The sequence below is a fragment of the Achromobacter sp. HNDS-1 genome (genome assembly GCF_040084795.1).
Classification (GTDB): domain Bacteria; phylum Pseudomonadota; class Gammaproteobacteria; order Burkholderiales; family Burkholderiaceae_B; genus Achromobacter; species Achromobacter ruhlandii.
Genome location: NZ_CP157584.1, coordinates 4,338,824 through 4,357,796, shown reverse-complemented (window position 1 = coordinate 4,357,796; position 18,973 = coordinate 4,338,824). Strand labels below are relative to the sequence as shown.

The 18,973-nt window shown below is 66.2% G+C and carries 22 protein-coding genes and 4 tRNA genes; 16 read left to right on the top strand and 10 right to left on the bottom strand.

Annotated features, from left to right (window positions below; translation table 11 throughout):
* Window positions 1–190 precede the first annotated feature (190 nt).
* The 3 genes from ABFG95_RS20200 to hrcA are packed head-to-tail and all read right to left on the bottom strand — an operon-like array spanning window position 191 to window position 2,578.
* A complete protein-coding gene (locus ABFG95_RS20200; protein ID WP_049071726.1) occupies window positions 191–424 on the bottom strand; it encodes a hypothetical protein in 234 nt (77 codons plus the stop codon).
* A 12-nt stretch (window positions 425–436) separates the two neighbouring features.
* A complete protein-coding gene (gene hemH / locus ABFG95_RS20195; RefSeq protein WP_348994862.1) occupies window positions 437–1,528 on the bottom strand; it encodes a ferrochelatase in 1,092 nt (363 codons plus the stop codon).
* A 45-nt stretch (window positions 1,529–1,573) separates the two neighbouring features.
* The gene (gene hrcA / locus ABFG95_RS20190; RefSeq protein WP_049071722.1) at window positions 1,574–2,578 is read right to left on the bottom strand and encodes a heat-inducible transcriptional repressor HrcA; all 1,005 of its coding nucleotides are present in this window, start codon (window positions 2,576–2,578) and stop codon (window positions 1,574–1,576) included.
* A 129-nt stretch (window positions 2,579–2,707) separates the two neighbouring features.
* Between hrcA and ABFG95_RS20185 the strand changes: the two genes are divergently transcribed.
* Together ABFG95_RS20185 and recN are read left to right on the top strand one after the other, a co-directional pair.
* Window positions 2,708–3,607: an NAD kinase gene (locus tag ABFG95_RS20185; protein WP_049071720.1), complete on the top strand. Its 900-nt coding sequence runs from the start codon at window positions 2,708–2,710 to the stop codon at window positions 3,605–3,607.
* A gap of 13 nt (window positions 3,608–3,620) precedes the next feature.
* On the top strand, window positions 3,621–5,282 hold the full coding sequence (gene recN / locus ABFG95_RS20180; RefSeq protein WP_278990581.1) for a DNA repair protein RecN: 1,662 nt from the start codon (window positions 3,621–3,623) through the stop codon (window positions 5,280–5,282).
* Window positions 5,283–5,520: 238 nt separating this feature from the next.
* Here recN and fur read toward each other — a convergent pair whose 3' ends face one another.
* Window positions 5,521–5,940 (bottom strand): ferric iron uptake transcriptional regulator, encoded by a 420-nt coding sequence (gene fur, locus ABFG95_RS20175; protein WP_006223539.1) that lies wholly within the window; start codon window positions 5,938–5,940, stop codon window positions 5,521–5,523.
* A gap of 156 nt (window positions 5,941–6,096) precedes the next feature.
* Here fur and ABFG95_RS20170 point away from each other — a divergent pair, with 156 nt between their 5' ends.
* On the top strand, window positions 6,097–6,633 hold the full coding sequence (locus ABFG95_RS20170) for an outer membrane protein assembly factor BamE (protein WP_059269424.1): 537 nt from the start codon (window positions 6,097–6,099) through the stop codon (window positions 6,631–6,633).
* A 17-nt stretch (window positions 6,634–6,650) separates the two neighbouring features.
* Entirely contained in the window at window positions 6,651–7,442 is a 792-nt protein-coding gene (gene dapB, locus ABFG95_RS20165; protein ID WP_049071712.1) for a 4-hydroxy-tetrahydrodipicolinate reductase, read from the top strand.
* A 60-nt stretch (window positions 7,443–7,502) separates the two neighbouring features.
* Here dapB and murB read toward each other — a convergent pair whose 3' ends face one another.
* Window positions 7,503–8,537: a UDP-N-acetylmuramate dehydrogenase gene (gene murB, locus ABFG95_RS20160; RefSeq protein WP_059269423.1), complete on the bottom strand. Its 1,035-nt coding sequence runs from the start codon at window positions 8,535–8,537 to the stop codon at window positions 7,503–7,505.
* Window positions 8,538–8,821: 284 nt separating this feature from the next.
* Between murB and ABFG95_RS20155 the strand changes: the two genes are divergently transcribed.
* Window positions 8,822–8,897: transfer RNA gene (locus ABFG95_RS20155), tRNA-Gly, on the top strand.
* Between the two features lie 344 nt (window positions 8,898–9,241).
* Window positions 9,242–9,511 carry a hypothetical protein gene (locus ABFG95_RS20150; protein ID WP_278990582.1) on the top strand — a complete coding sequence of 90 codons (270 nt, stop codon included), beginning with the start codon at window positions 9,242–9,244 and terminating at the stop codon, window positions 9,509–9,511.
* 36 nt (window positions 9,512–9,547) lie between these two features.
* Here ABFG95_RS20150 and ABFG95_RS20145 read toward each other — a convergent pair whose 3' ends face one another.
* Both ABFG95_RS20145 and ABFG95_RS20140 read right to left on the bottom strand, forming a co-directional pair.
* A complete protein-coding gene (locus ABFG95_RS20145) occupies window positions 9,548–10,189 on the bottom strand; it encodes an NAD(P)H-dependent oxidoreductase (RefSeq protein WP_100502887.1) in 642 nt (213 codons plus the stop codon).
* On the bottom strand, window positions 10,186–10,632 hold the full coding sequence (locus ABFG95_RS20140; protein ID WP_049071704.1) for a GNAT family N-acetyltransferase: 447 nt from the start codon (window positions 10,630–10,632) through the stop codon (window positions 10,186–10,188). Before ABFG95_RS20140 ends, ABFG95_RS20145 begins: the two co-directional genes overlap by 4 nt.
* Before the next feature lie 110 nt (window positions 10,633–10,742).
* Here ABFG95_RS20140 and ABFG95_RS20135 point away from each other — a divergent pair, with 110 nt between their 5' ends.
* The gene (locus ABFG95_RS20135; protein ID WP_054416532.1) at window positions 10,743–12,158 is read left to right on the top strand and encodes a PLP-dependent aminotransferase family protein; all 1,416 of its coding nucleotides are present in this window, start codon (window positions 10,743–10,745) and stop codon (window positions 12,156–12,158) included.
* A 50-nt stretch (window positions 12,159–12,208) separates the two neighbouring features.
* Here the strand turns inward: ABFG95_RS20135 and ABFG95_RS20130 are convergent, their stop codons facing one another.
* Complete coding sequence (locus ABFG95_RS20130; RefSeq protein ID WP_059269421.1) at window positions 12,209–12,688, bottom strand: carboxymuconolactone decarboxylase family protein; 480 nt, start codon at window positions 12,686–12,688, stop codon at window positions 12,209–12,211.
* Between the two features lie 247 nt (window positions 12,689–12,935).
* On the opposite strand from ABFG95_RS20130, the gene ABFG95_RS20125 reads away from it, so the two are divergent.
* From ABFG95_RS20125 to ABFG95_RS20105, 5 genes are all read left to right on the top strand, one after another.
* Window positions 12,936–13,011, top strand: a tRNA-Gly gene (locus ABFG95_RS20125).
* 425 nt (window positions 13,012–13,436) lie between these two features.
* Window positions 13,437–13,512, top strand: a tRNA-Gly gene (locus tag ABFG95_RS20120).
* A 54-nt stretch (window positions 13,513–13,566) separates the two neighbouring features.
* Window positions 13,567–13,640 (top strand) — tRNA-Cys (locus ABFG95_RS20115).
* A gap of 93 nt (window positions 13,641–13,733) precedes the next feature.
* On the top strand, window positions 13,734–14,069 hold the full coding sequence (locus ABFG95_RS20110; protein WP_049077498.1) for a hypothetical protein: 336 nt from the start codon (window positions 13,734–13,736) through the stop codon (window positions 14,067–14,069).
* 2 nt (window positions 14,070–14,071) lie between these two features.
* Complete coding sequence (locus tag ABFG95_RS20105; RefSeq protein WP_054416530.1) at window positions 14,072–14,662, top strand: DUF2946 family protein; 591 nt, start codon at window positions 14,072–14,074, stop codon at window positions 14,660–14,662.
* Window positions 14,663–14,719: 57 nt separating this feature from the next.
* On the opposite strand, the gene ABFG95_RS20100 is transcribed toward ABFG95_RS20105, so the two are convergent.
* Window positions 14,720–15,172, bottom strand: coding sequence for a nuclear transport factor 2 family protein (locus ABFG95_RS20100; RefSeq protein ID WP_063585094.1), 453 nt, complete (start codon window positions 15,170–15,172; stop codon window positions 14,720–14,722).
* Between the two features lie 97 nt (window positions 15,173–15,269).
* Window positions 15,270–15,674, bottom strand: coding sequence for a DoxX family protein (locus ABFG95_RS20095; RefSeq protein ID WP_054416549.1), 405 nt, complete (start codon window positions 15,672–15,674; stop codon window positions 15,270–15,272).
* Window positions 15,675–15,797: 123 nt separating this feature from the next.
* On the opposite strand from ABFG95_RS20095, the gene ABFG95_RS20090 reads away from it, so the two are divergent.
* The 4 genes from ABFG95_RS20090 to ABFG95_RS20075 all read left to right on the top strand — a co-directional run bounded on the left by ABFG95_RS20090 (window position 15,798) and on the right by ABFG95_RS20075 (window position 18,942).
* Window positions 15,798–16,730 (top strand): LysR family transcriptional regulator, encoded by a 933-nt coding sequence (locus ABFG95_RS20090; RefSeq protein WP_049071687.1) that lies wholly within the window; start codon window positions 15,798–15,800, stop codon window positions 16,728–16,730.
* A 10-nt stretch (window positions 16,731–16,740) separates the two neighbouring features.
* On the top strand, window positions 16,741–17,322 hold the full coding sequence (locus ABFG95_RS20085; protein WP_006393199.1) for an NUDIX hydrolase: 582 nt from the start codon (window positions 16,741–16,743) through the stop codon (window positions 17,320–17,322).
* On the top strand, window positions 17,319–18,077 hold the full coding sequence (aat, locus tag ABFG95_RS20080; protein ID WP_278990583.1) for a leucyl/phenylalanyl-tRNA--protein transferase: 759 nt from the start codon (window positions 17,319–17,321) through the stop codon (window positions 18,075–18,077). The genes ABFG95_RS20085 and aat overlap by 4 nt, the downstream gene beginning before the upstream one ends.
* A gap of 115 nt (window positions 18,078–18,192) precedes the next feature.
* The gene (locus ABFG95_RS20075) at window positions 18,193–18,942 is read left to right on the top strand and encodes an arginyltransferase (RefSeq protein WP_059269419.1); all 750 of its coding nucleotides are present in this window, start codon (window positions 18,193–18,195) and stop codon (window positions 18,940–18,942) included.
* Window positions 18,943–18,973: the final 31 nt, after the last annotated feature.

Genomic DNA, 18,973 nt, shown 5'->3' with positions numbered 1-18,973 from the left:
GCAGACATGAATGGGGGCCAATACCCCTATTTCAAGCCCGGGAAAGCAAATATTCCCCGCCGCGCACCGCTGCCGCGGCAATGGGCGACGACGCTGAAAAATCCGACAAAAATCTCTAAAAATGCAGCATTAGCCGTAAAAACCAGCCAAGATCCGGATTTTCGGCATAGCCGGCGCCATCAGGCACCGATCATTTCTTGTGCGGCTGCGCCGGGGCGACGGCGTCACTGGCGGGAAAGCTCTCTTTCAGGGCGCGGTCGACGCGCGGATCGTCATCGGGTTCCGGGTTGATCGCGATGGGATCGCTCGCGGGAAAGGTCTCGGCCAGCGCCTCGTCCAGCTCGTGCTCGACCTGATCCTCGTCCACCGGGGTGCTGACGTTCCCCTTTTTCACAACTTTGCCCGTCTTGGGATCATGGTGCATGCGCCCTCTCCTTCAAGTCCGTGAATGTGTGGGCCATCCCCGCAAGTGGCGTTCCGCCAGGGTGGCCAACCCCGCGATCCAGGCCGGATCATCATTCAGCGCCGGGATGTAACGGAACTGCTTGCCGCCCGCGCCGAGAAAGGCGTCGCGGCACTCCAGGCTGATCTCTTCCAGGGTTTCCAGACAGTCTGCCACAAATCCCGGACACACCACATCCACCTCGGTGACGCCCGAGGCGGCCAGCGCCTTGAGGGTCGGTTCGGTGTAGGGCTCGAGCCAGCGGGCGGTGCCGAAACGGCTCTGGAAGGTCACCTCGATCTGCTCGCGCGGCAGCGACAGGCGCTGCGCCAGCAGCCGTGCGGTTTCCATGCAGTCGCGGTAGTACGGGTCGCCCAGCTCGATGGAATAGCGCGGCAGGCCATGGAAGCTCATGACCAGCTTCTGCGGTTTGCCATGCTCGCGCCAGTACGCTTCGATGCTGGCGGCCAGCGGATCGAGATAGATGGGGTCCTCGTGGAACCGCTTGATGAAGCGCATTTCCGGCTGGTCGCGCAGCCGGCCGGCATGTCGCGTGACGGCATCGACCACCGTGGCGGTGGTGCTGGCGGCGTATTGGGGATAAAGCGGCACGGTCAGGATGCGTTCGCAGCCCTGCGCGCGCAGGCGCGAGATGGCGTCGGGAATCGACGGGTTGCCGTAGCGCATGCCCAGCTCCACCATCGCCTCGACCCCGGCCGCGGTCAACGCGGCCTGCACGCCTTCGGCCTGGCGGCGGCTGTAGACCATCAGCGGCGAGCCGTCCTTGAGCCAGATGCCGGCGTAACGCGGCTCCAGTTTCTTGGGACGCAGCGTCAGCACCAGGCCGTGCAGGATCGGCTTCCACAGATAGCGCGGAATCTCGATCACGCGCGGGTCCGACAGGAATTCGCCCAGGTACTTGCGGATATCCTTCCTGCCCGGGGTGTCGGGCGTGCCCAGGTTCACCAGCAGCACGCCGACCTTGCCCGGCGCGCGCGGCGGCGGGTCTTCATTGAATGGGTCGTCCTGCTCGGCTTCGGGCAGGTAGCGTTCAGGCCAGAGATACTTGAACAGGCGAAGAAACACAAAAACTCCCCTTCCTCCGCGAGGAGGATGTCGGTTCGAATGGAACTACTGGTTGTGGCTGAGGGCGTTGGACAGCAGACGCGCCGTGATGTCCACGATGGGAATCACGCGTTCGTAGGCCATGCGGGTCGGGCCAATGACGCCGAGCGTTCCGACCACCTTGCCGTCCACGCCGTAGGGCGCCGTGATGACCGAGACTTCTTCCATCGGCACCAACTGGGAATCGCCGCCGATGTAGATCTGCACGCCCTGCGCGCGGCTGGACACGTCGAGCAGTTGCAGCAGGTCGGTCTTCTTCTCGAACAGCGAGAACATCTTGCGCAGACGGTCCATGTCGGAAGCGATGTCGGTGACGTCCAGCAGCTTGCGCTCGCCAGAAATGACCACGGCATCGCCGTCCTCGGCGGCCTCGGCACTGGCCTCGACCGCCGCCTGCATCAGCCGCGAGATGTCTTCGCGCAACTGCGCCAGTTCGGTGGACAGGGTGCGCCGCACCGCGTCGAAGGACTTGCCGGCGAAGTGGACGTTGAAGAAGTTGCCGGCCTCCAGCAATTCGGCCTCGGCGTAGTCGCGCTGCACGAACAGGATGCGGTTCTGCACGTCGCCGTCGGGGGTGACAATGATCAGCAGCACCCGCTTGTCCGACAGGCGGATGAATTCGATCTGGCGGAACACCTGGGCGCGCTTGGGAGTCAGCACCACCCCGGCGAACTGGGTCAGGTTGGAAAGCAGCGCCGCGGCGGCATTGACCGCGCGGGTGGGCTCGGCCGCGGCCAGCATCTCGCCCATGTTGTGCGGCTCGAGCTGGTAGGACTGCACCGCCAGCAGCGAATCGACGAACATGCGGTAGCCGCGCGGCGTCGGAATGCGCCCCGCCGAGGTGTGCGGACTATGGATCAGCCCCAATTCCTCCAGATCCGCCATGACGTTGCGGATGGTGGCGGGCGACAGATCGAAAACCTTCGATAGCGTCCGCGAGCCGACTGGTTGCCCATCGGCGATGTAGCGTTCGATCAACGCTTTCAGTAGTGCGCGTGCGCGGTCATCCATAGCGGGTATTTTAGGGAATCTTTTCCAGTTGAGGCGATTTTTGTCCCGCAAGCCGATATGCGGCCCCATATAATCGGCTAACTGGCCCGATTCCGGACCAATTTCGTTTTTCTGACTCGCCTTGCCACCATGCACTTTCCTACCGTCGCGCTGATCGGCAGATACCAGGACACCGGCCTGGCCACTCCGCTAAGGGCGCTCGCGCACGCGCTCACGCAGGCCGGGCGGCAGGTGCTCGTCGATGCCGACACGGCCCGCAACACCGGCCTGACGGAATACCCCGTCGCCACCTACGAACAGATCGGCCAGGACGCCTCGCTGGCGGTGGTCATGGGCGGCGACGGCACGGTGCTGGGCGCCGCGCGCCATCTCGCCCCGTACGGCGTACCGGTGGTCGGCATCAACCATGGCCATCTGGGCTTCATCACCGACATCCCGGTGCAGGACGCGCATGGCGCCCTGACGCGCGTGCTGGAAGGCAACTTCCAGATCGAGGAACGCATGCTGCTCGAAGGCAGCGCCTGGCGCGGCGACCAGCAGATGTACGCGGCCTCGGCGCTGAACGACGTGGTGCTGAACCGCGCCGGACGCGGCGGCATGATCGAAGTGCGCGTCGAACTGGACGGCGCCTTCATGTACACCCAGCGCGCCGACGGCCTGATCATCGCCACCCCCACCGGCTCGACCGCCTACGCGCTGTCTGCCAATGGCCCGATCCTGCACCCCGGCATGAACGCCATGGTGCTGGTGCCGGTGGCGCCCCAGACCCTGTCCAACCGTCCCATCGTCATTCCGGACACCGGCGTGCTGAACATGACGCTCACCGCCATGGGCCGCGTCGAGGTCGGCGCCAGCGTGCATTTCGACATGCAGACCTGGTCCGACCTGCAGCCCGGCGACCGCATCGTCGTGCAGCGCGCGCCCTACACCATCCGCTTCGTGCATCCGGAAGGCTACAGCTTCTTTTCCACCCTGCGCCGCAAGCTGCACTGGAACCTGATGCCGCAGGCCACCGACAACGTAGAGTAGTAAGCGCCCCAACATGCTGCGCACCCTGCACATCCGCGACTTCGTCATCGTCGAGCAGACCGAGATCCATTTCGGTCCCGGCTTCACCGTCTTCTCCGGCGAGACCGGGGCGGGCAAATCCATCCTCATCGACGCGCTGGCGCTGGCGCTGGGCGAGCGCGGCGACGTCAGCGTGCTGCGCGAAGGCGCCGCTCGCGCCGATATCACCGCCGTCTTCGACACGCCGCCGGCGCTGCGCGCCTGGCTGGCCGAACGCGAGATTGACGCCGACGACGAACTGGCCCTGCGCCGCGTGATCGACGCCCAGGGCCGCAGCCGCGCCTACATCAACGGCACCCCGGCCACGGTCGCGCAATTGCGCGAACTGGGCGACAGCCTGGTCGACATCCATGGCCAGCATGCGCACCAGAGCCTGATGCGTCCGGAGGCCCAGCGCGACCTGCTGGACGCGCACGGCGGCCACGGCGACCTGCGCCAGGCGGTGGGCCTGGCCTGGAAGCAATGGCGCGCGCTGGCGCGCCAGCTGGAACTGGCCGAAAAAGACGCCGAGGGCCTGGCCGCCGAACGCGAGCGGCTGCAATGGCAGGTCGACGAACTCGATCGCCTCGGGCTCGCGCCGGACGAATGGGAATCGCTGCAATCCGAGCACACCCGCCTGTCGCATTCGCAGTCGCTGCTGGACGGCGCCACACAGATCCTCGACGCCCTTGATGGCGAAGGCGATTCGGCCCACCACCGGCTGACCGCGGCCAACCACCGCATCCAGCAGATGCTGCGGCACGACAGCGGCCTGCAGGGCATCTACGACGAACTCGAATCGGCCCGCATCGCCATCAGCGAAGCGGTGTCCGACCTGAACAACTACGTCAGCCGTGTCGATCTCGATCCGCGCCGGCTGGCCGACGTCGAGGCGCGCCTGAGCGCGGTGTTCGAGACGGCGCGCAAATTCCGCACCGAACCCGACGAACTCTGCACCTTGCGCGACAGCTTGCACGCCGAACTCTCGGCCCTGCAGGCTGCCGCCGATATCGACGCGCTGCGCGCCCAGGCGCAGGCGGCGCAGGCGCAGTACGACGCCGCCGCGGCCAAGCTCACGGCGGCGCGCCGCAAGATCGCCAAGGATCTCGGCAAGCAGGTCACGCAAGCGATGCAGACGCTGGCCATGCAAGGCGGCAAGTTCGAGCCCACGCTGGCCGCCGCCGCGCCGTCGGCCCATGGCAATGAACACGTCGAGTTCCTGGTGGCCGGCCATGCCGGCACCACGCCACGGCCGCTAGCGAAGGTCGCATCCGGCGGCGAACTGTCGCGCATCTCGTTGGCGCTGTCCGTCATTGCCAGCCGCGCGGCGCGCGTGCCCACCCTGATCTTCGACGAGGTCGACAGCGGCGTCGGCGGCGCGGTGGCCGAAGCCGTCGGCAAGCTGCTGCGCGAACTGGGCGAGCGCCACCAGGTGCTGTGCGTCACCCACCTGCCGCAGGTCGCCGCCTGCGGCAACAACCAGTTCCTGGTCAGCAAGACCGAATCTCGCGGCACCACGCGCTCGCGCATCGAAGAACTGGATGAAGGCGCCCGGGTCGAGGAGATCGCCCGCATGCTGGGCGGCATCAAGCTCACCGCCACCACCCGCGAGCACGCCCGCGAAATGCTGGCAGGCTTCGGCCGCGCGCCGGCCTGAATCTGCAGGGGCCAGGCAACCCGCTCCTCGCGGGCCTGATGCGACGCATCCGGGGCGCGTGCGCCCCCCCCCCCAGAAAAGCCGGGCGCCGGCTGCCTTTGTGCCGACAGCCCGTATCGCAATGGTCCGCAGCCTGATTCAGTCCGAGAATAAAAAAAGCCCCTTCATATAGAAGGGGCTTTTGCTTTCAACTACCCACGGCGAGCGCGGCCGTGGGCAGGTCCGAGGCGAAGAAAGCTCAGCGGCCTTTCAGGCAGCTGCCGCAGATGCCGTACAGCACCATGGCGTGGCTTTCCAGCGCGAAACCGTTGTCCTTGGCGATCTTTTGCTGGCGTTTCTCGATGTCCGGATCGGAGAACTCAACCACCTTGCCGCAGTTGGTGCAGATCAGGTGGTCGTGGTGATCGCCGTCGTTCAGTTCGAACACGGCCTTGCCGCTGTCGAACTGGCTGCGGGCAAGGATGCCGGCCTGTTCGAACTGGGTCAGGACGCGATAGACGGTGGCCAGGCCGATTTCGACGTTTTCGCCGATCAGGGCACGGTAGACGTCTTCGGCGCTGAGGTGGCGCTGGTCCGACTTACGGAAGATATCAAGAATTTTCAGGCGCGGGAAAGTCGCCTTCAAACCCATGTTTTTCAGTTCGCTTTGGTCGCTCATGGTGTAATCGCTCTCCGTCCGCGTTGGCATGGGCAAGGATACTCGGTAACCGCGAGCCGGCTCCCCAGAATTCCTGCCGCCCCGCAGAACTATCCTTATGAAACCTTTATGATAACGGTTTTGTCTGCTTCCAAATAATAGGGGCGCGTAGTGTCCATGATTGCACGAATTCCTTCCCGCTCGCTCAAGACCGGTTTGGCCATCGCCGCCCTGGCCGTCGCCCTCGCCGGCTGCACGGGGGACAAGTGGGGCTTCCCCTACAAGGCCGGTGTCCAGCAAGGCAACTGGATCACCCAGGAGCAGGTGGCGCTGCTGCAGCCGGGCATGACGCGCGAACAGGTCCGCTTCGCGCTGGGCAGCCCCACCCTGACCAGCGTGCTGCACGCCAACCGCTGGGACTACCCTTACTACTACAAGCCCGGCTACGGTGACGCCCAGGAACGCAAGTTCACGGTCTGGTTCGAGAACGACCGGCTGACCCGCTGGGAAGGCGACAAGCAGCCCGACCTGCAGCCCTACCAGATCAACACGCCCAGCGCCACCGCCGATGAAAAGGCCGACAAGCGCCTGAGCGAAGACGAGGCCCGGCTCAAGCAGGAAGAAGAGCAGAAGAAACGCGACGCCGCCGCCCCGACCAGCCCGATGAACCAATACCCCGGCCAGCCCGGCAACGCGCCCGAGCCGCTGCGCTAAACCCAAGGATTTTCTTCATGCGTATTGCTATCGCCGGCGCCAGCGGCCGTATGGGCCAGATGCTGATCGACGCCGTCCTGAAGGCCGACGGCCTGCAACTGGCGGTCGCGCTCGACCGCAAGGGTTCGCCCTCGCTGGGCCAGGACGCGGGCGCCCCGCTGGGCCAGCAGACCGGCGTCGCCATCACCGACGACCTGGGCGCGCTGGCCAACGCCGACTGCCTGATCGACTTCACCCGCCCCGAAGGCACGCTGGAGCACCTGCAGGCCTGCGCCAAGCTGGGCGTGAAGGCCGTCATCGGCACCACCGGCTTCGACGACAACGGCCGCGCCGCCATCGAAGTGGCCGCGCAGAAAACCGCCATCGTGTTCGCGCCCAACATGAGCGTGGGCGTGAACGCCACGCTCAAGCTGCTGGACATGGCCGCCCGCATCCTGAATTCGGGCTACGACGTGGAGGTCTTCGAGGCCCACCACCGCAACAAGGTCGACGCCCCCTCGGGCACCGCGCTCAAGATGGGCGAGACCATCGCCTCGGCCTGGGACGTGGCCCTGCCCGACGTGGCCACCTGGAGCCGCCACGGCGACACCGGCGTGCGCAAGCCGGGCACCATCGGCTTCTCGGTGCTGCGCGGCGGCGACATCGTCGGCGACCACACCGTGTCGTTCTGCGGCATCGGCGAACGCATCGAGATCACCCACCGCTCGGCCAGCCGCGCCACCTACGCCGAAGGCGCGTTGCGCGCCGCCCGCTTCCTGGAAGGCAAGCACAACGGCCTGTACGACATGCAGGCGGTGCTGGGACTCTGATCCCTTCGCGCCCATGAAAAAAAGGACCCGCGAGGGTCCTTTTTTTCATGCAGCACCCGGTCACGCCACCACGGGCTCCGGCTCCAGCGCCACGCCGTAGCGCTCGGCGACCGCATCCTGGATCGCGCGCGCCAGCGCCAGGATGTCGGCGGCGGTGGCGCCCCCGCGATTCACCAGCACCAACGCCTGCCGGTCATGCACCCCGGCCGCGCCCAGGCTGCGCCCCTTCCAGCCGCACTGGTCGATCAGCCAGCCGGCCGCCAGCTTGTAGCTGCCGTCCGGCTGCGCATACGACACCAGGCCGGGATAACGGGAGACGAGCGCTTCGCGCTGCGCCGCGGACACGATGGGATTCTTGAAAAAACTGCCGGCGTTACCGGTGACCGCCGGGTCCGGCAGCTTGGCGCGCCGGATCTCGCAGACCGCCTCGAAGACGGCGCGCGCCGACGGCTCGCCCATAAGGCCGGGATGACGCTGCAGGTCCGGGTACGACAACACCGGCCGCCAGGGCCGCGGCAGACGCAAGCGCACCGCCACGATCACCCAACGTCCGGGCCGCTGGTGCTTGAAAATGCTGTCGCGATAGGCAAAGCGGCACTCGGCCGCGCTCAGGTCGACATACCGGCCCGCCTGCACGTCCCAGGCCGTCAGGCTGTCAAAGCGATCGGCCAGCTCGACCCCGTAGGCGCCGATGTTCTGCACCGGCGCCGCGCCGACCGTGCCCGGGATCAATGCCAGGTTTTCCAGGCCGTCCCAGCCCTGCCTCACGCACTCGGCGACGAAGTCGTGCCAGGTCTCGCCGCCTGCCGCCTCCACCAGCCATGCATCGGGCTCGGCCCGCAGCAGGCGCACGCCCCGCAGCGCCACGCGCGCCACCAGGCCCGGCACGGTCTCGGGCAACACCACATTGCTGCCACCGCCCAGCACCAGCAGCCGGTCGTGCCGCGCGGCCAAGGCCGACAGGGCCGGCAGTTGCGCCACATCGTCGAGCGTGACGCAGGCCTGGGCCGTCGACGCCAGGCCCAGGGTGTTCAAGGCGGAAAGGTCCCGCGCCTCGGGGATGAGGACAGGTGCGGTGGCAGAGGAATTTGACATGGATACTACCGGGTGTGCTATATTTTCTGTCTTCGCTCATATTACTTGATTGAGCTTGGCAGCCAGACGGCACTCAGTGCAGCCTTGGCCACGCAAAGTTAAGCGCGATCCGCCTGCCCCAGCAATCTGCCAGCGGCAAGCACGATCGAAAAAAATCATGTAGAATGCGCGCCTTCTGATCGATAACCAAGTTGATCAGGCAACCACGAAAGTGGTTGGCAATAAGAAATGGTTTGCACTGGCAGTGCGTGGAATTTTCACCAGGCCAGAAATTGCGGACCCATGCGGGAGTAGCTCAGTTGGTAGAGCGCAACCTTGCCAAGGTTGAGGTCGCGAGTTCGAGACTCGTCTCCCGCTCCAGATTTTATGGGCAGTGTCTTCACACTGCGCATGTTGCAAGAAAGGGCCTGCGGGCCCTTTTTTCATTTCCGCGCCGATCACCACAGTTTTGTCCCGAAGCCCTGTCAATGCGAGCAACACCTGCGTGCGAGCAACACCTGCGCCGCAGGTAAGTGAGCACGGGCAGTAAACCAGGAATGTTCGTGACAGGGCCGCCAAGAATGCTCGTGGCAGATCCGCCGAAAGCGGCGACACTGACAGCAATGGCGACGCACCCGGAACCCACAACCGAAACGGCAAGCATGGCGACATCTCCGCAAACGGCTGCGCAGGACGCGATCTGCGACAGATACGGCATGCAAGGCATGGCGCCTGAAGAAATGGTCGCGGTCGCCCTGCGCACGCTGGGCGCGATGCCGATCCATGGCACGCGCATCACATTGCCCCGGGACGGCACCATCGGCTGGTTCATCCACTGTGGCGAACACTCGGACGCCGACGACTTCTACCAACCCATCCACACCGCGCACCTGGCGACGCTGTTGCCGCGAGTCGTCGACTACCTGCGCCTGCCCCCGGGCGCGAAGTTCATCATCGACGACCAGGGTTACGAAGACGTGTGGATGGAAGCCTAGACGCCCCTCAGTCCGGCGGGCAACGCCGCGCGGCCGCTAGGCGACGAACGCATCGACCAAGGTATCCGCCGCTTTCGTGAAGTACGCCTCGATCTCCGCGCGGGCCCGCAGCCGGGCCGCCTCCAGCGCCTGCCCGCCCATCGCGGTGCCCTCCACCGAAAAGAACGTCAGGCGCTTCAGGCCGATGGTGGCCAGCGCCGCCTTCAGGTAGGGCGTCAGGAAATCCGGCTGGCGCGCCTCGGCCCCGGAGAACAGGCCGCCCGACGACACCGCCACGAAAACCGGCTTGTCGGCCAGCACCCCGACCTTGCCTGCGCGCGTCACGGTGAACGTGCTGCGCACCCGCACCACATGATCGATCCACGCCTTCAACGCCGACGGCACGGTGTAGTTGTGCATCGGTGTGGCGATGACGACGTAGTCGGCATCGACCAGGGATTGGATCAGGTGGTCGGACTGGCGCAACGATCCGGCGGAGTCGCCGTCGGGGTCGGCCGGCGAGCCCAGCGCCCAGGCGTATTCGGCATCCACATGCGGCAGCGGATTGGCGTCGATCTCGACAAGGTCGCGGCCCCGCCTGGCATCGGCCCGCGCCAGTCCATCGAGGATGAACCGCGACAGCCGAAGGCTCTCCGATGCCGCGCCGCGCGGACTGCAGGTCAAACGCAGGACGCTCATGCGACCGCCCCCTCCAACACCTTGCTGAAGCGCATCGCGCCCGTCAGCAAGCCTTGCCGGAAGTAGAAGCGCTGCGCCAGCGCGTTGGCCAGGCCGGTGTCCAGCACCAGCTTGGCGCAACCAGCCTCGCGCGCCATGCGCTCGAGCGCCTGCAGCAGACTGGCGCCATGGCGCGAGCCGCGACTGCATTCGGTGACGACAAGGTCATCGACGTAGAGGAAACGGCCATAGATCAGGTTTTCCTGGAAGCGATAGCCAGCCAGCGCGACCGGCGCGTCGCCCTCCCACACCGCCAACAGGGCGTAACGCTCGGCGCGCATGCGCGCGACGCGCTCGGCGAAATCGCGCTCGCCGGCCAGGTGCGGGCGCAATTCCCGCATGACCGGAAAGCAGGCGCGCAGCGCCTCGTCGGTTTCGATAGGGCGAATGTCAGGTTGACTCATGAAGATCCTGTCTGGAAAGAAATCACCCGCCGCCATAGCGGGCATGAACATCATGCTAAGGAAGCCATGACATAATTTGAAGAACCATAAATTGACCTTTCGACTAGGCCATGATGCCGACCTCCCTTGCCAACCTGCCGCCCGCCGTTTCCGGCGACGAACCGCTGTACCGGCAGGTCTACGAGCGCTTCCGCGGCGCCATCGCCCAGGGCACGCTCAAGCCGGGCGACCGCATCCCGTCCGCGCGCGCATTGGCCAAGGACCTGGGCGTGGCGCGCGGCACGATCGAGATGGCCTACTCGCTGCTGCATGCCGAAGGCTATGTACAGCCGCGCGGCCAGGCCGGCACCGTAGTCACGCCGGGCTTGCAGGCGCAGGCCACGCCGCGGCCGCTTCCAGCGCCCGCCAAGGCGGACCCCGATACCTGGCGCCAGCCGCCTACGCTGCTGCCATTCCAGATGGGCCTGCCAGCGCTGGACGCCTTTCCACGCAAGATCTGGGCGCGGCTGGGCGCCCGCCACCTGCGCGCCACGCAGGCGGCTGACCTGTCCTACCCGCCCGCCGATGGGCTGCCCGCGCTGCGCAACGCGATCGCCGCGCACCTGCAGGTGGCGCGCGGCATCCACTGCTCGCCGGCGCAAGTGTTCATCACGTCCGGCTATCGCGAGAGCCTGAACCTGGTGATCCAGGCCCTGCTGCACCCCGGCGACCAGGTCTGGGTGGAAGATCCCGGCTACCCGCCGACGCGCGAGCTGCTCAAGCATTCCGGCCTGACGTTCGCGCCGGTGGAAGTCGACGCCGAGGGCATCATGGTGTCGCGGGGTATCGCGCAGGCGCCGGGGGCGAGCGCGGCGGTCGTGACGCCCGCCCACCAAAGCCCACTGAGCGTGACGCTGTCGCTGACGCGCCGCCAGGCGCTGCTGGAATGGGCCGAGCGCAATCAGCGCTGGATCGTGGAAGACGACTACGATGGCGAATACCGCTACGTCAGCCGGCCGCTGCCGGCGCTCAAGAGCCTGGACCGCCATGGCCGCGTGCTCTACGCGGGCACCTTCAGCAAGGTCATGTTCCCCGGCATCCGCCTGGCGTACCTGGTGGTGCCCGAGGCCCAGGTGCGGCGCTTCGAGGACGTGAACCGCGTGCTCGGCAACGGCATCCCGGGCCTGACCCAGGCCATGGTCGGCGCCTTCATGCTGGAGGGCCATTTCGCGCGCCATATCCAGCGCATGCGGCGGCTCTACTCGGAACGCCGCAACGCCACCGCCGCGGGGCTGGCCAAAGTGTTCGGCCCCACCATGCCGATTCATCCACAACCGGGCGGCATGCATTTGCTGGTGCGGATGCAGGGCCACCAGACCGACCGCCCGCTGGCGCAGCGCATGGTCGAGCACGGCATCTACGCGCACGCCCTGTCGCGCTGGACGACCCACGCGCCGTGCGGCGCCGGTCTGTTGATGAGCTTCACCAACATCGAGTCGCAGGAACGCGCCGAGCAGCTAGGCCGACGCATCCTGGAATTGATGTAGCGGCGGCGTATCCGCCATCGGCGACCCGCCGCCGCTTGCCGCAACCCCGCCTACTTCAACCCGGCCTTGCCCAGACCGAACTCCTCGTCGGAGGAGCCAGGCTCGGTGCGGAAGGCGACATTCAGGCGGTTCCAGCCATTGATGCCCACCACCAGAAAGGTGAGATCCGAGATTTCCTCTTCGGACAGTTGGCCGCGGACATGTTGATACACCGCATCGGACACGCCGTGCGGGTGCAGTACGGTCAGCGCCTCGGTCCATTCGAGCGCGGCGCGCTCGCGCGGGCTGAACAGCGTGGATTCACGCCAGATGGCGATATGATGCAGGCGCAACTCACGCTCACCGCCGATCTTGGCCTGCTTGACGTGCATGTCCAGGCAGAAGCCGCAGCCATTGATCTGCGAGGCGCGGATCGTCACGAGGTCATTGAACTCCCGGATGACGGCCTTCTTTTTCAATGCCGCGCTGAAATCGAGATAATGCTTGGACAGCTCGGCGGAAACCTGGAAGTAATTCAAGCGCTGGGTCATGTTGCGAACACCTATGTGGAATGGATTGCGGACGACATCGCCGCATGTCCACATGGTGCCGCCAGCAGCCGCGGCGGCAAAGCGCCAAGAACCGCCATTTGGACTGGGCCATGTGACGGGCCGCGCGGGCCATGCCTGCCCGCCACGTCCGTCCACGCGGCGCCAGGCCAGGCCTGACGCGGCGCCCGCTTGCCCCGGCGTCAAATTACGGTATACTCTCGCCTCTTCGCAGTACAGCAGTATCCGCGCGGGAGTAGCTCAGTTGGTAGAGCGCAACCTTGCCAAGGTTGAGGTCGCGAGTTCGAGACTCGTCTCCCGCTCCAGTTGATGCGCCGTTTTCATGAACGTCGCCGCATCGTTGGAATCACCAGCCGGATGTGCTTATCCAGACGGACCGCCAGGCATCATCGGCGCCGTTTGCCTCGCGACAGGTTCTTGTCGATTTCCCCTTCAGTGTTACGTTGCGGTCCCGAGCCTCGATGTCGTCATCGCCTCATGCCATGCGCCCTGCACGCGGACCTGTCGCGCACCTTCGCGACGAACTCCGCCGCGCATCGTTGCGGCGACTTTTTTTGCGGGCCGCACGGACAGACCCGCACAAGTCCTAAAAACTGTGTATAATCGCTGTCTTTGGTGGACACGGCCTCTTTCAAAAAGTGGCTTAGCCGGCTAAAAGCGCCGGCAGGTTGAAAGCTTCGGATTAAAAACCCAAGGCAATCAACATTCGGCTCACCAAACGCAGTGCCCCGCGGGAGTAGCTCAGTTGGTAGAGCGCAACCTTGCCAAGGTTGAGGTCGCGAGTTCGAGACTCGTCTCCCGCTCCAAATACAAAAAGGAAGCACCGGCCTATACCGAGCTTCCTTTTTTCTTGCAGTACTGGCGCAATGGCAGAGTGGTTATGCAGCGGATTGCAAATCCGTGTACGTCGGTTCGATTCCGGCTTGCGCCTCCAGTATTTCTTCCCCCTGCATCTCGTTACCCATCCCTACGCCCGGTCAATCGATTGATTGTTAAGGTGACGCCGTTTTCATTTGACGACGATCCCATGCACAACCATCACGCACCGCGCCGCGTCCGCCCCACCCTGCTCGCCCTGTCCGCCGCCACGTTGATGACGTTGGCGCCGCTGGCCGCAGAGGCCGACTCCGACCGCCATCATCATCGCCATGGCCACGGTCATGGCCGCGGCGAGTACAAGGAAAAGTACTGGGACGGCGCCTGTGAAGTCGAGCGCAAATGGAAGCGCAACGGCGACTATCGCGAAAAGCGCAAATGCCGCGATGACTACCGCTACGGCTATGCCCCGCAGCCCGTGCTGGTGCCGGCGATGCCCGCTCCCGCCATTGTCATCAACCCGCCGCCCATCATCATCCGCCCCTGACCATGGATCCCTCGGTGAAAGATGCCATCGCCCGCTGGCCCGACGTGCCGGCGGTGTTTGGCTGGCTGTCGCTGGATCCGCGCGGCCGCTGGCGCCTGCATCCGCAAGGACAGGCCGCGCGAGGCGGTGCCGGCGAATCCATCACCAATCCCCAGATCCTGGGCTTCATCAACCGCAACTACGAACATGACGACACGGGTCGCTGGTTTTTCCAGAACGGCCCGCAACGCGTTTTCCTGCGGCTGGACGCGGCGCCCTATGTGCTGCGGCTGGACGACGACGGCCGCTCGCTGCGCACCCACACCGACATGCCGGTGGCCACCGTCACCGGCTGGTGGCTGGACGACGCCGGACAGTTGTACGCCATGACGGACCGGGGCCCGGGCATCGTGCTGGACCGCGATCTCGCGGCGCTGATGGAACGGCTTGTCACGGACGAAGGCGCCGCCCTGCTGGACGTCGTCGATCGCCTGGCGCCTGCGCAGTCGCTACGCATCGCGCTGCCGCACGTCTACGATGCGGCGCCGCTGCGCCTGATCGTTCGCGCCCAGGTGCCCGGCGCCTTGGGCTTCCAGGCCAACCCCACCGCCTGATTCCACTCCACCCCGGCGCGTCACGCCCCGGCGACAGGCCACGCAGGCCACCCCAGGTCAGAACATGCCGTTGCCGTTGGCCGATTGCTCGGGAATCGGTTGCACCGCGTCCCAATGCTCGACGATCTTGCCCCGCTCCAACCGGAAGATGTCGATGATGGCATTGCCGCGCGAGCCCGGCTCGCGCACGGCGTGCACATGCAGGATCACATAGTCGCCATCGGTGAAGACGCGCTTGATCTCGCTTTTCGACTGCGGATATTTGTCGCGCAGGAACGCGACGAATTTGCGGAACCCCTCGGGTCCGTCAGCGGCGTTGGGATTGTGCTGGATGTAGCGGTCGCCCAGGTATTTCAAGGCCGCATCCGCGTCTTTCTGGTTCAGGCCCTTTTCATAGAAGGCGAGCACGGCCGCCTTGTTGGCGGCCTCCTGCTCGGGCGAGGCCTGCACGGCCGGCGACAGGGCGGCGGCGAACAGCGCGGCACCAAGAATACGCGTGATGAATGACATGGAAGCTCCAGAAAAGCCGAGGCGGCCGGCCCATTCTAGGTGCCGGCCGCCTCGAGGACGACGTCCAATCCAGTAGACAGTTTGATGCGCGGGACGGTCAGCCGCCGCGGCCGCTCTTGAGCAGCGCGTACTTGCCATCGCCCAGCAACGCCAGCGCCGCGGCCGCCACCGCCAGGAAAATCGGGTATTCCCAGCCGCCGCCCGGATTGCTGAACCCCCAGCCATTGCCGAAGTGGACCGTGGATGCCACGAACAACTGCACGGCGGCGATCACGGCGATCCAGCGCGGCCACACGCCCAGGATCAGCAACACGCCGGCACCGATCTCAAAGAAGGTCACCGGATACGCCAGCCAGCCGGCAAAGCCAATCTTGGCGAAGAACTGTGCGGTGCCGGGCAGCGTGAACACCAGCAGTTTGGTCAGGCCATGGGCCAGGAACATCACGCCAAGCGCGATGCGGAGCAGGAGCGCGGCATACGGCGCGGTACGGGTATCGATCATTGCATTCTCCGTGAGCGAATCGCCCAGGACGGGAAGATTCTTCATGGCCGCTATTCTTGCGATTCCAAAAACAAAGATAAACATGCAAAATCGCAACTTATTGTTCCCCTTTGGGAAATAATCATGGATACCCACACCGCCATGCAGACCTACGCCCGGGTCGTGGAATTGGGCTCGTTCGCCGCCGCCGCGGACAAGATGGGCCAGGCCCGCTCCGTGGTCACGCGGCAGATCGCCTTTCTGGAAGAAAAGTACGGCGTGCGGCTGCTCAACCGCACCACCCGCAAGCTCAGCATGACCGACGCCGGCCGCGCCTTCTACGAGCGGGTGCGGCCGATCCTGGCCGAAGTGGCCGACCTGGAACTGTCGCTGCAGGCCGAGGGCCAGGCGCCCAGCGGCCGCCTGCGCGTCAGCGCGCCGGTGTCGTTCGGCATCCTGCACCTGGGCCCGGCCATCGCCGAATACCTGCTGCGTTATCCGGACGTAACCATTGACCTGGACCTGAACGACCGCGTGGTCGACCTGGTGGAAGACGGCTATGACGTGGCGGTGCGTATCGGACCGCTGCAGGATTCCTCGCTGGTGGCCCGGCCGCTGGCGCCGCAGCAACTGCTCGTGTGCGCGGCGCCGGCCTATCTGGAACGCCACGGCGTGCCGCGCACGCCCGAAGACCTGAAGCAGCACCGCTGCCTGCACTACGCCTATGCCAGCACCGGCAACGAATGGCATTTCGAGAAGGACGGCATCATCCATCTGGTGCGGGTCAATGCCGCCCTGCGCGCCAACAACGGCGATGTGCTGCGCACCGCCGCGCTGGCCGGGCACGGCGTAATCCTGCAGCCGGAGTTCCTGGTGGGCGAGGACGTGCGCAGCGGCCGCCTGACGGCCCTGTTGCAGGACTATGCCCACACCCCGATTTCCATGTACGCCGCCTATCCGCACCGGCGCTTCCTGTCGCCCAAGGTGCGCTCGTTCGTCGAGCACCTGGAAGAGCGCTTCGGCAGCCCCGCCCCCATGGCGCCCGCCCGGCGCGCCAGCCGGCGCCGCAGCCGTTAGAATCGTAGCCATGACCGCCAAATCGCCCCTCGAATACTTCCCCGCGCCGCGCCGCGCGAACTTCTGCAGCCAGTGTGGCTCGCCCGTGAACCGCCGGGTGCCGGAGGGCGACAACCGCGAACGCGACATCTGCGACCACTGCGGCGCGATCCACTACCAGAACCCGCGCCTGGTGGTGGGCACGGTGCCGGTGCTGGACAATCGCGTGCTGCTGTGCCGGCGCGCGATCGAGCCGCGCTACAACACCTGGACGCTGCCGGCCGGCTTCATGGAACTGGGCGAGAGCACCGCGCAAGGCGCGGGTCGTGAAACGCTGGAGGAATCCGGCGCGCGCATCCGCCTGGGCGAGATCTACACCATCATCGACGTGCCGCAGATCGAGCAGGTGCACGTCTTCTATCTGGCCGAGGTGCTGGGCCCCGAGCTGGATCCCGGCCCGGAAAGCCTGGAAGCCCGCTTCTACGACGAGGCCGACATTCCCTGGGACGACCTGGCGTTCCGCACCGTGGCGACCACGTTGCAACGCTATTTCGAGGACCGCAAGCGCGGCACGTTCGGCCCTCACCACTACACCCTAGAATCGCACCGTTGAAGCTGCCCTGGCTTGCCGCCGATACGCCATTCCCGCCGGCGGAGTTCGCCCTGACGGATCCGGACGGCCTGCTGGCGGCCGGCGCCGACCTGTCCACGCCGCGCCTGATCCAGGCCTATTCCAACGGCATCTTCCCCTGGTATTCCGAGGGCGAGCCGATCCTGTGGTGGAGCCCGGACCCGCGCATGGTGCTGGCCTGCCAGGACTTCGCGCCGTCGCACTCGCTGCGCAAACTGCTGCGGCAGATCGCCAACCACGAACATGAGGCCGCGCCGCGCATCGAGGTGCGAGTCGACACAGCCTTCACGGCGGTGATGGCGCAATGCGCCGCGCCGCGCGACGGCCAGCCGGGCACCTGGATCACCGCCGCGATGCGGCAGGCCTATCAAGCGTGGCACGAGGCTGGCTACGTCCACAGCATCGAGACCTGGATCGACGGCGAACTGGCCGGCGGCCTGTATGGCATCAACCTGGGCCGCATGTTCTTCGGCGAATCGATGTTCACGCGCGTGCCCAATGCCTCCAAGATCGCGCTGGCCTACCTGGTGCGCTACGTCAGCGCGCAGGGCGTGCAGTGGATCGATTGCCAGCAGCAGACCCGTCACCTTGCCAGCCTGGGCGCGCGGCCGGTGCCGCGCTCGCGCTTCCTGGAGCACATACGCGCCGCCACCGCGCAACCGCCGCTCACCTGGGGTCCGGGACGGCTGGACAGCGGGGGGCGGCTGCTGCCCCTGGCGCCGGGCGCCCAGGCCTGACGGCCTTCCCGCCGGGCGGCGCCGCGCGCCGCCCTCCTCCACATCACCAGCCGGGTTAGGCGTTAATATGTAGTGGTCCCCGTCACGGACTTGGCGCCGGACGCCGGGATTCCACATGAGCCAGCTCAAAGAATTACCTTTCTCCACGCTGCAGTTCTACGCGACCGCTCCCTACCCTTGCAGCTATCTGCCGGGACGCCAGGCGCGGTCGCAGGTTGCCGCGCCCGGCCACCTGATCAACGCGGGCACCTATTCGCAACTGGTCGAGCAGGGCTTTCGCCGCAGCGGCCTGTTCACTTACCGCCCGCATTGTGACAACTGCCACGCCTGTGTGCCGGTGCGGGTCGACACCGCCAGCTTCGCGCCCAACCGCAGCCAGCGCCGCGCCTGGCGCGACCATCGCGACCTGCAATCGTTCGTGGCCGAATTGGCCTGGTCGCCGGAGCACTACCGGCTCTATACCCGCTACCAGCAGGGCCGCCATCCAGGCGGCGGCATGGATGAGGACAGCCGCACCCAGTACGCGCAGTTCCTGCTGACCAGCCGCGTCAACACCCGCCTGGTGGAGTTCCGCGACCCCGCCGGCGTACTGATGATGGTCTCGATCATCGACGTGCTCGACGACGGCCTGTCGTCCGTCTACACCTTCTACGACCCGGACGTCGCGGGCAGCCTGGGCACCTACAGCATCCTCTGGCAGATCGAGCAATGCCGCACGCTCAACCTGCCCTGGCTCTACCTGGGCTACTGGATCGCCGACAGCCAGAAAATGTCGTACAAGGCCAGCTTCCATCCCGCCCAGTACCTGGTCGACGGCGCCTGGGGCGACCGGCCCGCGCCCGCCGCGTCCGGCCCCAAGGCCTGATCCGCCGCCGCGCCTGGCCCGCAGGGCCGGC

Excerpts from the sequence above, each read along its gene's own strand:
- ABFG95_RS20200 (WP_049071726.1), bottom strand. The coding sequence starts at position 424 with ATGCACCATGATCCCAAGACGGGCAAAGTTGTGAAAAAGGGGAACGTC.
- ABFG95_RS20135 (WP_054416532.1), top strand. The coding sequence starts at position 10,743 with ATGATGCCGACCTCCCTTGCCAACCTGCCGCCCGCCGTTTCCGGCGAC.
- hrcA (WP_049071722.1), bottom strand. The coding sequence starts at position 2,578 with ATGGATGACCGCGCACGCGCACTACTGAAAGCGTTGATCGAACGCTAC.
- ABFG95_RS20095 (WP_054416549.1), bottom strand. The coding sequence starts at position 15,674 with ATGATCGATACCCGTACCGCGCCGTATGCCGCGCTCCTGCTCCGCATC.
- ABFG95_RS20130 (WP_059269421.1), bottom strand. The coding sequence starts at position 12,688 with ATGACCCAGCGCTTGAATTACTTCCAGGTTTCCGCCGAGCTGTCCAAG.
- dapB (WP_049071712.1), top strand. The coding sequence starts at position 6,651 with ATGCGTATTGCTATCGCCGGCGCCAGCGGCCGTATGGGCCAGATGCTG.
- fur (WP_006223539.1), bottom strand. The coding sequence starts at position 5,940 with ATGAGCGACCAAAGCGAACTGAAAAACATGGGTTTGAAGGCGACTTTC.
- ABFG95_RS20150 (WP_278990582.1), top strand. The coding sequence starts at position 9,242 with ATGGCGCCTGAAGAAATGGTCGCGGTCGCCCTGCGCACGCTGGGCGCG.
- ABFG95_RS20145 (WP_100502887.1), bottom strand. The coding sequence starts at position 10,189 with ATGAGCGTCCTGCGTTTGACCTGCAGTCCGCGCGGCGCGGCATCGGAG.
- ABFG95_RS20140 (WP_049071704.1), bottom strand. The coding sequence starts at position 10,632 with ATGAGTCAACCTGACATTCGCCCTATCGAAACCGACGAGGCGCTGCGC.
- ABFG95_RS20185 (WP_049071720.1), top strand. The coding sequence starts at position 2,708 with ATGCACTTTCCTACCGTCGCGCTGATCGGCAGATACCAGGACACCGGC.
- ABFG95_RS20090 (WP_049071687.1), top strand. The coding sequence starts at position 15,798 with ATGGATACCCACACCGCCATGCAGACCTACGCCCGGGTCGTGGAATTG.
- ABFG95_RS20100 (WP_063585094.1), bottom strand. The coding sequence starts at position 15,172 with ATGTCATTCATCACGCGTATTCTTGGTGCCGCGCTGTTCGCCGCCGCC.
- murB (WP_059269423.1), bottom strand. The coding sequence starts at position 8,537 with ATGTCAAATTCCTCTGCCACCGCACCTGTCCTCATCCCCGAGGCGCGG.
- ABFG95_RS20105 (WP_054416530.1), top strand. The coding sequence starts at position 14,072 with ATGGATCCCTCGGTGAAAGATGCCATCGCCCGCTGGCCCGACGTGCCG.
- ABFG95_RS20075 (WP_059269419.1), top strand. The coding sequence starts at position 18,193 with ATGAGCCAGCTCAAAGAATTACCTTTCTCCACGCTGCAGTTCTACGCG.
- ABFG95_RS20110 (WP_049077498.1), top strand. The coding sequence starts at position 13,734 with ATGCACAACCATCACGCACCGCGCCGCGTCCGCCCCACCCTGCTCGCC.
- ABFG95_RS20085 (WP_006393199.1), top strand. The coding sequence starts at position 16,741 with ATGACCGCCAAATCGCCCCTCGAATACTTCCCCGCGCCGCGCCGCGCG.
- ABFG95_RS20170 (WP_059269424.1), top strand. The coding sequence starts at position 6,097 with ATGATTGCACGAATTCCTTCCCGCTCGCTCAAGACCGGTTTGGCCATC.
- recN (WP_278990581.1), top strand. The coding sequence starts at position 3,621 with ATGCTGCGCACCCTGCACATCCGCGACTTCGTCATCGTCGAGCAGACC.